This is a genomic window from Pseudomonas sp. Y5-11 (assembly GCF_022368695.1).
Taxonomy (GTDB): Bacteria; Pseudomonadota; Gammaproteobacteria; order Pseudomonadales; family Pseudomonadaceae; genus Aquipseudomonas; species Aquipseudomonas parakoreensis.
The window spans coordinates 3,351,650-3,365,057 of record NZ_CP058974.1 but is presented as its reverse complement, the minus strand read 5'-3'; the positions used below and the strand labels follow the sequence as shown (position 1 = coordinate 3,365,057).

Sequence of the window (13,408 nt, the reverse complement as noted above, 5' to 3'; positions counted from 1 at the left end):
GGGAGCTGGCTTGCCAGCGATGGCGGGCGTTCAGTCAATGCAGCAGAGACTGACCCACTGCTATCGCTGGCAAGCCAGCTCCCACAAAACATTGAGTCATTCGCGGATTCGGGGTTTGTCGACTAACGTTATTCCCTCATCGGATTGAGCCCCTGCCAGCTACACCGGGCTCTTGATCAAGGAGAGACTGATGACGTCGCGTCGCAACATCGAACAGACTTATCGCACCTGGTCCAGCCCGATTCTGCTGGAGCTGAAAAAGCGCGAACACCAGATGGCGCCGGTCGAGCGTCAGGCACTGGAGAATGTGTTGGTCGAACGACGGTTGCTGGATGTGGGCAACCCCAACGGACTGGACAGACGCCAGGGCACTGCGAGTAAAAATGACCGACCCGGTTGATCAAACCAAATCGTTCCTACAGGTGATCACTAAAAGATCGCAGCCTTCGGCAGCTCCTACAGAGATGGATACAAATCCCCTGTAGGAGCTGCCGCAGGCTCGGGCCGCGATCGGACGATCTTTTGATCTTCAGGCCGCGCGCTGCCCCGCCGCTACCATCGCCGATGTCGCCAACATCGCCCGCAACAACACCGCGCACCCGGCCGCCAGATCATCCGGCGCGGCATTCTCGATTTCGTTGTGGCTGATGCCGCCTTCGCACGGCACGAAGATCATCCCGGCCGGGCCGAGTTCGGCGAGGAAAATCGCGTCGTGGCCGGCGCCGCTGACGATGTCCATGTGTGACAAGCCCAGGCCTTTCGCCGCGCTGCGCACGGCTTCGACGCAGCCCTTTTCGAAGTACAGTGGCGGGAAGTCGGCGGTCGGGGTCAGTTCATAGGTCAGGCCGTGTTCTTCGCAGGTCGCGTCGATGACCTGCTTCACTTCGGCAATCATCGAATCGAGGCGCTCTGGCTGCAGATGGCGGAAGTCGAGGGTCATGCGCACTTCGCCGGGGATGACGTTGCGCGAACCGGGGTAGGCTTGCAGGCAACCGACGGTGCCGCAGGCGTGGGGTTGGTGGCCGAGGGCGGCGCGGTTGACTGCACCGACAATCACCGAGGCGCCGACCAGGGCGTCCTTGCGCAGGTGCATCGGCGTTGGCCCGGCGTGCGCTTCGACGCCGCGCAGTTTCAGATCAAACCACTTCTGCCCGAGCGCGCCGAGCACCACGCCGATGGTTTTCTGCTCGTCTTCGAGGATCGGGCCTTGCTCGATGTGTGCTTCAAAATAGGCGCCAACCTTGTGCCCGCTGACTTTGCGTGACCCCGCGTAACCAATGGCGTTGAGCGCTTCGCCAACCGTGACGCCGTCGGCATCGACCTTGGCCAGGGTTTCTTCGAGGGTGAATTTCTCGGCGAACACGCCGGAACCCATCATGCACGGAGCAAAGCGCGAGCCTTCTTCGTTGGTCCAGACCACCACTTCCAGCGGTGCTTCGGTTTCCACGCCGAGGTCATTGAGGGTGCGCAGCACTTCGACCCCGGCAAGCACGCCGAAGCAGCCGTCGAACTTGCCGCCGGTGGGCTGGGTGTCGATGTGGCTGCCGGTCATCACCGGCGGCAGGTTCGGGTTACGCCCCGGACGACGGGCGAAGATGTTGCCGACTTCATCCACCGTGACGCTGCATCCGGCGTCCTTGCACCACTGCACGAACAGGTCACGGGCCTGGCGATCAAGGTCAGTCAGGGCCAGGCGACAGACCCCGCCCTTGACCGTGGCACCGAGCTTGGCCAGTTCCATGAGCGAGGCCCAGAGGCGGTCGCGGTTGATGTGCTGATGGGTGGATTGCAGAACGTCTACGGCTGCGTTCATGTTGATCTCCTCAGGCAGTTTCTTAGGGTATTTCTTTGGTGTTTTCCAGGCCGCCATCGCTGGCAAGCCAGCTCCCACAGGTTTTGAGTGAACTCATGGTTTGTGTACGACTTGATCTTTGTGGGAGCTGGCTTGCCAGCGATGAGGCCCTCCCTCACACCGGTGATTTCACGACCGAAGGCTGCGCCCGCATCACGCACAACCCGTAATAAATCACCCCGCCCAGCGCCGAACCGGTAAACCAGCCATAACTGTAAAACCAGCTGAACGCATCGCTGCCCAGCGACAGCAAGGTCAGCACCACCGGCACGCCAAACGCGGCAAACCCGGCCCAGTTCCACGCCGGATACACGTCGTCCCGGTACAACCCGGCCAGGTCCAGTTGCTGCTTCTTGATCAGGAAATAGTCCACCACCATGATCCCGGCGATTGGTCCGAGCAGGCTCGAATAGCCGAGCAGCCAGTTGGAATACACGGTTTCCAGGCTGACATCGGAAACGATCAGACCGAGCTTTTTCAGCAGCTCGTGGGCCATCAACGCCAGCCCGACGAAGCCGGTGAGCAACACCGCTTTGGTACGGTTGATCACCTTGGGCGCGATGTTCTGGAAGTCGTTGGTTGGCGAAACAATGTTCGCCGCCGTATTGGTCGACAGCGTGGCGATGATGATCAGCGCCATGGCCACCGCCACCCACAGCGGGCTCTGGATATGGCCGATCAGGCTGACCGGATCCGATACCGTGACACCGACCAGCTTCACCGACGCGGCGGTCATCACCACCCCCAGCGAAGCGAACAGGAACATGGTCAGCGGCAGGCCGAAAATCTGCCCGAGGATCTGGTCTTTCTGGCTTTTGGCGTAACGGCTGAAGTCGGGAATGTTCAGCGACAACGTGGCCCAGAAGCCGACCATCGCCGTCAGCCCCGCAGCGAAGTAACTGACCACGCTCGCGCCTTCCGGGCGTTTCGGTGGAATCGCCAGCAGCTCGCTCATCGACACATTGGGCATCGCCCACACCAGCAGGCCGATGCCGACCGCCACCAGCAACGGCGCGGACAGGGTTTCCAGCCATTTGATCGACTCGGCGCCACGGATCACCACCCACAGGTTCAGCGACCAGAAAATCATGAAGCCGATCACCTCCCCCGTGCCGCCGAGGGATTTCCAGCCCTCGAATACCGAGCCGAGAAACAGGTGAATCGCCAGCCCGCCAAACATCGTTTGGATCCCGAACCAGCCGCACGCCACCAGCGCACGAATCAGGCACGGCACGTTGGAGCCAAGCACGCCGAACGACGAACGCAGCAGCACCGGGAATGGAATGCCGTACTTGGTGCCGGGAAAGGCGTTGAGGGTCAGCGGGATCAGCACGATGACGTTGGCCAGCAGAATCGCCATCAGCGCTTCGCCGACAGTCAGGCCAAAGTAAGCGGTGAGCACCCCGCCGAGGGTGTAGGTCGGCACGCAGATCGACATGCCGACCCACAGCGCGGTGATGTGCCATTTGTTCCAGGTCCGCTCGCGCACCTTGGTCGGTGCCATATCGTGGTTGTAACGGGGACTGTCGAGGACGTCGCTGCCGGCTTCGAGTTCGAACAAGCCGTCGCGCTCGGTCACTTGCGATCTGTTCTGTTGCATGGCCGCTCCACTGTTCTTCTGATTATTTTTTTGCTCATCAGACGGCTGCACACCAAGGTGCGAGCCGGACGATGGCCGGAGGAACTGACAACTTTCTTGCACCGGCCATGGTGTCAGCGGCGGCATCAATAAACGTGCCGGGTACTCCGTCTGACGCTCAGGCGGTGCTACAAACGCATTGCAACTTTCTGATAATTCACGCTTTTAATTATTCACCGGAGGAGTCCGCGAAAACCTGTCTGCACGCTCAGGCTAAACGTTTGCCAAGTTGTCCGAACTGTCAGGACTCAATCTGGTGCACTGCACTTTTTTTCATTACAGGCGATTAACCGCAGCTCAACTTCAAGCAGCTGATTTCACATAGGAAATCTTGCTCATATTTTCATCCTGTCAAGTGCGTCAAAATGGTGAACAGCCTCACCATTTTGGTGATTTATGTTTTTTATCGTTATTTTTCAATGAGTTAAAACAGCAATAAGCTTATAAAAAATAATCTTGATCAATTGCAGAACTGCGGCTAGCTTCTATTCCTGACAGCGCTGACAGGAATACGCCGATCAGCGTTGTACATCAATAAAACATGAGAACCGGCACAAGTCGGTCATGCCTGCGAGGAACTCGGAATGTCTCTGTTGATCCGTGGCGCCACCGTTGTTACCCATGATGAAAGTTATCGCGCCGACGTCTATTGCGCCGACGGCGTGATCAACGCCATTGGTCAAAACCTGGATATTCCCGCCGGTGCCGAAGTGCTCGACGGCAGCGGCCAATACCTGATACCCGGCGGCATCGATCCACACACCCACATGCAATTGCCCTTCATGGGCACCGTGGCCAGTGAAGACTTTTACAGCGGCACTGCCGCAGGTCTGGCTGGCGGTACCACGTCGATCATCGACTTCGTGATTCCCAATCCGCAGCAGTCATTGATGGAAGCGTTTCATCAGTGGCGTGGCTGGGCCGAAAAGTCCGCCTCGGACTACGGCTTTCACGTCGCGATCACTTGGTGGAGCGAGCAGGTGCGCGAGGAAATGGCCGAGCTGGTCAGCCACCACGGGATCAACAGCTTCAAGCATTTCATGGCCTACAAGAACGCGATCATGGCCGCCGACGACACGCTGGTGGCGAGTTTCGAGCGCTGCCTGGAACTCGGCGCCGTGCCGACCGTGCATGCGGAAAACGGTGAACTGGTTTATCACCTGCAACGCAAGTTGATGGCCCAGGGCATCACCGGGCCGGAAGCCCATCCTCTGTCGCGGCCATCGCAGGTGGAAGGCGAAGCGGCGAGCCGGGCGATTCGCATTGCCGAGACCATCGGCACGCCGTTGTACCTGGTGCACGTTTCGACCAAAGAAGCGCTGGATGAAATCACTTACGCCCGCAGCAAGGGCCAACCGGTATACGGCGAAGTGCTGGCCGGGCATCTGCTGCTCGACGACAGTGTCTACCAGCACCCGGACTGGCAGACCGCCGCCGGTTACGTGATGAGCCCGCCGTTCCGCCCGCGCGGGCATCAGGAGGCCCTTTGGCATGGCCTGCAGAGCGGTAATCTGCACACCACCGCCACCGACCACTGCTGCTTCTGCGCCGAGCAAAAAGCCGCCGGGCGCGACGACTTCAGCAAGATCCCCAACGGCACCGCCGGTATCGAAGACCGCATGGCGGTGTTGTGGGATGAAGGGGTCAACAGCGGCCGTTTGTCGATGCAGGATTTCGTCGCCCTCACCTCCACCAATACCGCAAAAATCTTCAACCTCTACCCGCGCAAAGGCTCGATTCGCGTCGGCGCCGACGCCGACCTGGTGCTGTGGGACCCGCACGGCACCCGCACCATTTCCGCCAAGACCCACCATCAGCAGGTGGACTTCAACATTTTCGAAGGCAAGACCGTGCGCGGCGTGCCGAGCCATACCGTCAGCCAGGGCAAAGTGGTCTGGGCCGACGGCGACCTGCGCGCCGAGCGCGGCGCCGGGCGATACATCGAACGGCCGGCGTATCCGGCGGTGTTTGATTTGCTGAGCAAGCGGGCTGAGATGCATAAGCCGACGGCTGTGAAACGCTGAAATCCAGGCCTTCGGCCTTCGCGAGCAAGCTCGCTCCCACAGGGTGTACACATTCCAAATGTGGGAGCGAGCTTGCTCGCGAAGAGGCCCGTCCAGACAACACAAAAACCACTGCCCGACAGAGGCAGAGAACCTCAATAACCGTGAGGCAAAAAACCGTGATCGAGACCCTGAACCATCTCCCGCACCCGCACGAAAGTGCGGCCGCCCTCGCCGGCCATTTCACTGATCTGGCACCACCGCTCAATGCCCGGCAGGCACATCTTGAAGCCTCGCGCTGCCTGTATTGCTATGACGCGCCTTGCGTCAATGCGTGCCCGAGCGAGATCGATATTCCGTCGTTCATCCGCAACATCCATCAGGACAACGTGCCCGGTGCGGCGCAGAAAATCCTTTCGGCGAACATCCTCGGCGGCAGTTGCGCCCGGGTCTGCCCGACGGAAATCCTCTGTCAGCAAGCCTGCGTGCGCAACAACGCTCAGGAATGTGCGCCGGTGCTGATCGGCCTGCTGCAGCGCTATGCCGTGGACAACGCGAATTTCACCGAGCACCCGTTCCAGCGTGCGGCGAGCACCGGCAAGCGCATCGCCGTGGTCGGCGCCGGGCCAGCGGGTTTGTCCTGTGCCCACCGCAGTGCCATGCACGGCCACGACGTGGTGATTTTCGAAGCACGGGAAAAGGCAGGCGGCCTCAATGAATACGGGATCGCCAAGTACAAACTGGTCGACGACTACGCGCAAAAGGAGCTGGATTTCCTCCTGCAGATCGGCGGTATCGAAATCCGTCACGGACAGAAACTCGGCGAGAATCTGTCCCTCAGCGAGCTGCATCAGCAGTTCGACGCGGTGTTCCTCGGCCTCGGCCTGAATGCCAGCAAACAGCTCGGCTTGGCCCACGAAGACGCGCCCGGCCTGCTCGCCGCCACTGACTACATCCGCGAACTGCGCCAGGCCGATGACCTGACGCAACTGCCACTGGCCGAACGCTGCATCGTCCTCGGCGCCGGCAACACCGCCATCGACATGGCCGTGCAAATGGCCCGCCTCGGAGCGCGTGACGTGAATCTGGTGTATCGCCGGGGTGCGGCGGACATGGGCGCGACCAGTCATGAACAGGACATTGCCAAGGCCAATCAGGTACGCCTGCTGACCTGGGCGCAACCGGAAGAAGTGCTGCTCGATGCGCAAGGCAAGGTGCGCGGCATGCGTTTTGCCCGAACCGATCTGGTCGACGGTCGCCTGCAAACCACGGGCGAAACTTTCGAACTGGCCGCCGACGCGATCTTCAAAGCCATCGGCCAGGCCTTCGACAGCAGCGCCCTCGCCGACCCGCTGGCGCATGAACTCAAGCGTCAGGGCGAACGGATTCAGGTCGACGACAACCTGCGCACCAGCATCCCCGGCGTGTATGCCGGCGGCGACTGCACCAGTCTCGATCAAGACCTCACCGTGCAAGCCGTACAGCACGGCAAACGCGCCGCCGAGGCGATCAACGCACAACTGATGCTCAACGTGGAGGCTGCGTAAATGGCCGATCTCTCGATTGTCTTCGCCGGTATCAAAGCCCCCAACCCGTTCTGGCTGGCCTCCGCGCCACCGACCGACAAGGCCTACAACGTGGTCCGCGCCTTCGAGGCCGGCTGGGGCGGTGTGGTCTGGAAAACCCTGGGTGAAGACCCGGCGGCGGTCAACGTCTCGTCGCGCTACTCGGCGCACTACGGCAACAACCGCGAGGTGCTGGGGATCAACAACATCGAACTGATCACCGACCGCTCGCTGGAAATCAACCTGCGTGAAATCACCCAGGTGAAGAAGGACTGGCCGGATCGTGCGCTGATCGTCTCGTTGATGGTGCCGTGCGTGGAGGAATCGTGGAAACACATCCTGCCACTGGTGGAGGCCACCGGCGCTGACGGCATCGAGCTGAATTTCGGTTGCCCGCACGGCATGCCCGAACGCGGCATGGGCGCGGCGGTGGGTCAGGTGCCGGAATACGTCGAGCAGGTCACTCGCTGGTGCAAGACCTATTGCTCGTTGCCGGTGATCGTCAAGCTGACGCCGAACATCACCGACATCCGCGTCGCCGCCCGCGCGGCCCATCGCGGTGGCGCCGATGCGGTGTCGCTGATCAACACCATCAACTCGATCACCAGCGTCGACCTGGAACACATGGTCGCCCTGCCCACCGTCGGCAGCAAAAGCACCCACGGCGGTTATTGCGGCTCGGCGGTCAAACCGATTGCGCTGAACATGGTCGCCGAGATCGCCCGTGATCCGCAGACCCAAGGCCTGCCGATCTGCGGCATTGGCGGCATCGGCAGCTGGCGTGACGCGGCGGAGTTCATGGCGCTGGGCAGCGGCGCGGTGCAGGTGTGCACGGCGGCGATGCTGCATGGCTTCCGGATTGTCGAGGAGATGAAGGACGGGCTGTCGCGCTGGATGGACAGCCAAGGCTACGCCAACATCGCCGAGTTTTCCGGGCGTGCGGTGGGCAATACCACTGACTGGAAGTACCTGGACATCAACTATCAGGTCATTGCCAGGATTGATCAGGACGCGTGCATCGGTTGCGGGCGTTGCCACATTGCTTGCGAGGACACGTCACACCAGGCGATCAGCAGCCTGAAGCAGGCCGACGGCACGCATAAATATGAAGTGATCGATGATGAGTGTGTCGGCTGCAACCTGTGCCAAATCACCTGCCCGGTAGCGGACTGTATCGAGATGGTGCCGATGGAGACCGGCAAGCCGTTTCTGGACTGGAATCATGATCCGCGCAATCCCTATCATGTCGCGGTCTGATTCTTAAGATCAAAAGATCGCAGCCTGCGGCAGCTCCTACACCGATCTCTGTAGGAGCTGCCGCAGGCTGCGATCTTTTGATTTATGGCTCCAACCCGATCCCCCGCAAAATCACACTGGTCACCGTCTGCACCGCCCGCTCGAACTGCATGTCCGACAGCGGCTGGTGCTCGTTCAGAATATTCACCTGATGATCGAAGTCGGCGTAGTGCTGGGTCGAGGCCCAGATCATGTACAGCAGGCTCGACGGCTCCACCGGCAGAATCCGCTGGTCCTCCACCCACTGGCGGATCTTCGCTTCCTTCATCTTTGCCCAGTCGTACAGGCTGACGTCCAGCGCCTCGCCCAGGGTCGGCGCACCGTGGATGATCTCGTTGGCCCAGACTTTCGAACCATAAGGCCGGCTGCGCGAGTGGTTCATCTTGGCGCGGATGTAGCTGCTGAGCACCACCCGTGGATCGTCGAACATCTCAAAGCACAGCGCGTCCTGTTTCCACACCTCCAGCAGGTCGAACAGCACCGCGCTGTACAGTTCGCTCTTGGTGGAAAAGTAGTAATGCAGGTTGGAGCGCGGCAGTTGCACTTCGGCGGCGATATCGGCCATGGCGGTGCCGCCGAAGCCTTTTTCGGCGAAGACTTTTTCCGCCGCCAGCAGGATTTTCTCGACGTTACTGCGACGAATCTCGATCTTGTGATTGCCCATGAGGGCTCCCTGACAACGACGTTGTTGAAGACTAGCATCCGCTCTGGCCTCGGGGCGACCGCTGCAAACAAAACTTCGTACGAAGGTCTGCGCATGGCTAAACTGGCGTTTCTTTGTCCTGCCTCAGAGGTACCCGCGATGCTGTTCAAGAACGTCCTGACCACCACTGCCCTGCTCGCTTCGCTGTGCGCCGCATCCTCCGTTTTTGCCCACGCCCACTTGAAAAGCCAGACCCCGGCCGCCGACAGCACCGTCGCCGCTCCGACCGATCTGCGCCTGACCTTTTCCGAAGGCGTCGAGGCCAGCTTCACCAAAGTCAGCCTGACCCACGACGGCGCCCCGGTCGCCATCAAACCTTTGAGTACCGAAGGCGACAAGAAAACCCTGATCGTCACCCCCGCCGCGCCACTCAGTGCCGGTGAATACAAAGTCGAATGGCATGCGGTGTCGGTCGACACGCACAAGAGCGAAGGCGCCTATCAGTTCAAGGTCGGCCAGTAATTCATGAGTGAAGCGCTGGTGCTGTGCCGCTTCGTGCATTTCAGCGCGGTATTGATGCTGTTCGGCGCCTGGCTGTTTCGGCCACGGCTGCTCAAGGCACCAGTGCCGACACTGGATCGGCATCTGGCGCAACTGGCGCGCTGGCTGACGGCAATTGCGCTGGTCAGCGGTGTCACCTGGGCGCTGCTGATCACCGCGAGCATGGCCGGTTCAGCGGCGGCCGCGTTCGATCCGGACACGATTAGCCTGGTGCTGGGCAATACGTTTTTCGGTCAGGTCTGGCGTTGGCATCTGCTGATCAACGCGCTGTTGCTGGCGTTGCTGTTTACGCCGTGGCGATCGAGCCTGCCGCTGCGCCTGGGCTTGAGCGCGCTGCTCCTGGCAACCCTGGCGCCGGTCGGTCACGGCGCGATGCTCGACGGTCTGAATGGGCAACTGCTGATCCTCAACCAGATCGTTCACCTGACCTGCGTCGCCGCATGGCTCGGCGGGCTGTTGCTGCTGGTATTGATCCTGCGTCAACCCGGCGAAACGATGAGCCGGATCCTGCAACGCTTCAGCGGTGTCGGTTACGCCATTGTTGGCGGGCTGCTGATTACCGGCCTGATCAATGTGCGCGTGCTGACCGGGCAATGGTGGCCGACGCCGCTGTTCAGTGGCTTTGCCCTGATCCTGCTGATCAAGGCGTTGCTGGTGCTGGGCATGCTTGCACTGGCGCTGTTCAACCGCTTGCGGATCGAGGATTGCGAACAGCGGATGGACGCGCTCAAGCGCAGTGTCCTGCTGGAGTGGTTGTTGGGAATGGGTGCGGTGGCGGCGGTCTCCCTGCTCGGTACCCTGCCGCCGATGATTGCAGTCTGAAAAGCAAAAGATCGCAGCCTTCGGCAGCTCCTACAGGGAATCGCCTTCCAATGTAGGAGCTGCCGAAGGCTGCGATCTTTTTGCTCTCAATGCGGTTGCGTGTCGCCCGCTGCGGTGTCGATGCTGACCACCACCGACATCCCCGGGCGCAAGCGTTCCTCTTCCTGCTGATCCGGATCGATGGTGATCCGCACCGGCACGCGCTGGGCGATTTTCACGAAGTTGCCCGTGGCGTTATCCGCCTGCAACAGGGCGAACTCCGAACCGGTGCCGGGCGAAATGTGCTGCACATGCCCGGTGAACTGGCGGTGGTTCAGCGCATCAACGGTGAAGCGCACCGGCTGCCCGACGCGCACGTTGTCCATCTGGGTTTCCTTCATGTTGGCGATCACCCATTTCTGGTTTGGCACCAACGCCATCAGCTGCGCCCCGGAATTGACGTAGGCGCCCAGGCGCACGCCGATCTGCCCGAGCTGGCCGTCTCGCGGGGCGACAATGCGCGTATTCGACAAGTCGATTCGCGCCAGCTGCACCGCCGCTTCAGCGCTGGCCACCGCCGCCTCCAGCGAACCGCGATTGACGATCACCGTCTGCAGATCCTGCCGGGCGATTTCCAGATTAGCCTTGGCCTGCGCCACCGCCGCAATACCTTGTGCATTGGCCGCGAGCGCCACGTCCATTTCGCGTTTCGACACCGAGCCGTCACTCACCAGCTCCTTGTTACGGCGCAGATCCGCCTCGCTTTTACGCAACTGCGCCTCGCTGTCGGCCACCACCGCCTGACGCAACTTGATCGTCGCTTCGGCACTGTTGCGTTGCTGCACCACATTGGCCAGCGCGGCTTTCTGCACCGCCAGTTGCGCCAGCGCCTGATCGAGGCGTTGCTGGTAAATCCGGTCATCCAGGCGCACCAGCAAGTCGCCGGCCTTCACGTACTGGAAATCCTGCACCGGCACCTCGAACACGTAGCCACTGAGCTGCGGGCCGATGATCGTCACCTGCCCGCGCACCAGGGCGTTTTCCGTGGTTTCGACGGCGCTGCTGAACGGCGGCAGTTGCCAGGCGTAGAGCACGATCAGCACGCCGACGATGGCAATCGCGGCAAAGCCCAGCGACGAGATGATCCGTACCCGCAACGAGCGCGGCTCGGTGTTCGGCGAGGACGGCGGCGCCACGCCTTCCGGGGTGGCGGCGATGGCATTGGTGGTTGTGGTGGTCGGATCGGTCATGAATGGGAGGCACCGTCAGGAGGTACGGAAGGCGCTGGGTCGACGGCTTTGGTGGTGCTCATCAGCCACAGCGCACGAATGGACAGCCAGATCATGGTCAGCACCGCAATCACGGCGATCAGCATGAACACATCGTTATAGGCCAGCACGTTGGCTTCACGAGTGGCCGCGTTGGACAGGCTGCGAATCCCGGCCAGATTGCGCAGGCTCGGGTCGGCCAGCAACGAGCCATAGGCCGAACCGCCGCTCTGTACGCGGGCGGCCACCAGCGGATCGGACAGCGTCAGGTGCTCGACCAGGTGGCTGGAGTGGAACTTCTCGCGCACGATCTGGAATGTGCCCAACAACGCCGCGCCGAGCAGGCCGCCGAGGTTGTTGCAGATCCCGAACAACACCGAAAAACTCACCAGATTGCGCGGGTTGGTCAATACGTTGCGGGTGCCGAAGACCATGGTCGGGCCCAGAAAAAACGTGCTGCCGAAGGCCAGCAGGAACTGGCTGAAATACAGGTTTTGCGGACGGGTCAGGTTGTTGGAGAAACTGTCCATCACCGAGCCGGTGGCCATCAGCGCCAGCGAGATGATCAGCGGCATCAGCAGGTGCCTGGGGTCGATGGTCAGCGCACTGGTCGCCAGCCCGGCGATGCTGCCGATCAGCATCACCACGTAGAGGCTGTGCAGTTGCTCATAACCCATGTTGAGGTTCTGCATGAAACCGACCGCGCCGGTGGATTGTTCCGAGGTGACCATGCGAATCAGGGTTACCGCCAGCGCCAGGCGGATCATCGTGCCGCTGCCGAGCCAGCGGGTCATCAGCATCGGGTTGCTGCGGTTGTGCTCGATCGCCAGGCCCGCGAGGATCAGAGCAATCGAGGCCGCCAGCGCATAGCCGATCCAGTCGGCCTCGAGCCACCAGTCAATCCGCCCCAGCGATAACACCGCGCAGAGCAGGGCCACGCCGCTGGCGAGGATGGCGAAGGTCAGAAAGTCCAGCGGTTCAAAGGTTTTGAAGCGGTCACCGGGCGGCAACTTGAGCAGCAACACGCAGCCCAGCGACAACAAGGCCATGCCCAATTCGAACAGGTACAAGCCGCGCCATTCGGCAATCTGCAGCAAGTCTTCGGAAAACAGGCGCGCCAGCGGCAGCGCCAGTTGTGAAGCCCCCAGGCCCAGCACCAGCGCCTTCAGCCGCCACTTGGCCGGAAATGCCTGGATCATGTAATACAGACCCAGCGAACTCAGCGCCGCACCGACCATGCCGTGCGCCGCGCGCACCGCGATGGCCGAGTTCAAGTCGTTGACGAACAGGTGGCCGAAGGTCACCAGCGCATACAGCACCAGAAACACCTCAGTGAATGCACGCAGGCCGAACTGCTGACGAAACTTCACCAGCAGCAGGTTCATCGACACGTTGGTCATCACGTACGCGGCCGGCAGCCAGGCCATCTCTGCCGTGGTCGCGCCCAGCGCACCTTGCAGGTAAGGCAGGTTGGCGACCACCAGCGAGTTGCCCAGACCACCGGTCACCGCCACCAACAGCCCGACCAGCGCATAGGCCAGGCGCTTGGGGTTGGAGTGCAGCGGCGTCGAGGGGGAACCGGGCAGACTGGGCTTCTCGTGCGGCTGCCAGTTGCGCGGGGCGTATCGATCCATTGAAAGACCTTGTGCTTGTGTTGCCGGGAGTTTGCCGCACATCTTGCGGCAAACCCACAATCCTGTGGGAGCTGGCTTGCCAGCGATGGCGACACTCGGCTCGGCAACAGGGTGACCGGCCGCCCGCTCCCACAGGTTTGCGGCGG

General features: G+C 61.5%; 11 protein-coding genes. 6 read left to right on the top strand and 5 right to left on the bottom strand.

Annotated features, from left to right (window positions below; translation table 11 throughout):
- Nucleotides 1–190 precede the first annotated feature (190 nt).
- The gene (locus HXW87_RS14980) at nucleotides 191–400 is read left to right on the top strand and encodes a hypothetical protein (RefSeq protein WP_239776462.1); all 210 of its coding nucleotides are present in this window, start codon (nucleotides 191–193) and stop codon (nucleotides 398–400) included.
- Between the two features lie 129 nt (nucleotides 401–529).
- On the opposite strand, the gene HXW87_RS14975 is transcribed toward HXW87_RS14980, so the two are convergent.
- Nucleotides 530–1,813, bottom strand: a complete 1,284-nt coding sequence (locus HXW87_RS14975; protein ID WP_239776461.1) for a Zn-dependent hydrolase — start codon at nucleotides 1,811–1,813, stop codon at nucleotides 530–532.
- Nucleotides 1,814–1,967: 154 nt separating this feature from the next.
- Nucleotides 1,968–3,452 (bottom strand): NCS1 family nucleobase:cation symporter-1, encoded by a 1,485-nt coding sequence (locus HXW87_RS14970; protein ID WP_239776460.1) that lies wholly within the window; start codon nucleotides 3,450–3,452, stop codon nucleotides 1,968–1,970.
- Between the two features lie 623 nt (nucleotides 3,453–4,075).
- Between HXW87_RS14970 and hydA the strand changes: the two genes are divergently transcribed.
- From hydA to preA, 3 genes are all read left to right on the top strand, one after another.
- Nucleotides 4,076–5,515, top strand: a complete 1,440-nt coding sequence (gene hydA, locus HXW87_RS14965; RefSeq protein WP_239776459.1) for a dihydropyrimidinase — start codon at nucleotides 4,076–4,078, stop codon at nucleotides 5,513–5,515.
- A 158-nt stretch (nucleotides 5,516–5,673) separates the two neighbouring features.
- The gene (locus HXW87_RS14960) at nucleotides 5,674–7,041 is read left to right on the top strand and encodes an NAD(P)-dependent oxidoreductase (RefSeq protein WP_239776458.1); all 1,368 of its coding nucleotides are present in this window, start codon (nucleotides 5,674–5,676) and stop codon (nucleotides 7,039–7,041) included.
- On the top strand, nucleotides 7,042–8,316 hold the full coding sequence (gene preA, locus HXW87_RS14955) for an NAD-dependent dihydropyrimidine dehydrogenase subunit PreA (RefSeq protein WP_182404316.1): 1,275 nt from the start codon (nucleotides 7,042–7,044) through the stop codon (nucleotides 8,314–8,316). It abuts the gene before it with no gap.
- Between the two features lie 82 nt (nucleotides 8,317–8,398).
- Here preA and HXW87_RS14950 read toward each other — a convergent pair whose 3' ends face one another.
- Nucleotides 8,399–9,019, bottom strand: coding sequence for a TetR/AcrR family transcriptional regulator (locus tag HXW87_RS14950; protein WP_064587091.1), 621 nt, complete (start codon nucleotides 9,017–9,019; stop codon nucleotides 8,399–8,401).
- A 138-nt stretch (nucleotides 9,020–9,157) separates the two neighbouring features.
- Between HXW87_RS14950 and copC the strand changes: the two genes are divergently transcribed.
- Nucleotides 9,158–9,520: a copper homeostasis periplasmic binding protein CopC gene (copC, locus tag HXW87_RS14945; protein WP_239776457.1), complete on the top strand. Its 363-nt coding sequence runs from the start codon at nucleotides 9,158–9,160 to the stop codon at nucleotides 9,518–9,520.
- A 3-nt stretch (nucleotides 9,521–9,523) separates the two neighbouring features.
- Nucleotides 9,524–10,381: a copper homeostasis membrane protein CopD gene (gene copD, locus HXW87_RS14940; protein WP_239776456.1), complete on the top strand. Its 858-nt coding sequence runs from the start codon at nucleotides 9,524–9,526 to the stop codon at nucleotides 10,379–10,381.
- 86 nt (nucleotides 10,382–10,467) lie between these two features.
- Here the strand turns inward: copD and HXW87_RS14935 are convergent, their stop codons facing one another.
- Nucleotides 10,468–11,610, bottom strand: coding sequence for an HlyD family secretion protein (locus HXW87_RS14935; RefSeq protein ID WP_239776455.1), 1,143 nt, complete (start codon nucleotides 11,608–11,610; stop codon nucleotides 10,468–10,470).
- The gene (locus HXW87_RS14930) at nucleotides 11,607–13,262 is read right to left on the bottom strand and encodes an MFS transporter (protein ID WP_239776454.1); all 1,656 of its coding nucleotides are present in this window, start codon (nucleotides 13,260–13,262) and stop codon (nucleotides 11,607–11,609) included. The genes HXW87_RS14935 and HXW87_RS14930 overlap by 4 nt, the downstream gene beginning before the upstream one ends.
- Between the last annotated feature and the right edge of the window lie 146 nt (nucleotides 13,263–13,408).

Coding starts and splice junctions, on each gene's coding strand:
- HXW87_RS14980 (WP_239776462.1), top strand. CDS start 191: ATGACGTCGCGTCGCAACATCGAACAGACTTATCGCACCTGGTCCAGC.
- HXW87_RS14950 (WP_064587091.1), bottom strand. CDS start 9,019: ATGGGCAATCACAAGATCGAGATTCGTCGCAGTAACGTCGAGAAAATC.
- HXW87_RS14975 (WP_239776461.1), bottom strand. CDS start 1,813: ATGAACGCAGCCGTAGACGTTCTGCAATCCACCCATCAGCACATCAAC.
- hydA (WP_239776459.1), top strand. CDS start 4,076: ATGTCTCTGTTGATCCGTGGCGCCACCGTTGTTACCCATGATGAAAGT.
- HXW87_RS14970 (WP_239776460.1), bottom strand. CDS start 3,452: ATGCAACAGAACAGATCGCAAGTGACCGAGCGCGACGGCTTGTTCGAA.
- copD (WP_239776456.1), top strand. CDS start 9,524: ATGAGTGAAGCGCTGGTGCTGTGCCGCTTCGTGCATTTCAGCGCGGTA.
- preA (WP_182404316.1), top strand. CDS start 7,042: ATGGCCGATCTCTCGATTGTCTTCGCCGGTATCAAAGCCCCCAACCCG.
- HXW87_RS14930 (WP_239776454.1), bottom strand. CDS start 13,262: ATGGATCGATACGCCCCGCGCAACTGGCAGCCGCACGAGAAGCCCAGT.
- HXW87_RS14935 (WP_239776455.1), bottom strand. CDS start 11,610: ATGACCGATCCGACCACCACAACCACCAATGCCATCGCCGCCACCCCG.
- copC (WP_239776457.1), top strand. CDS start 9,158: ATGCTGTTCAAGAACGTCCTGACCACCACTGCCCTGCTCGCTTCGCTG.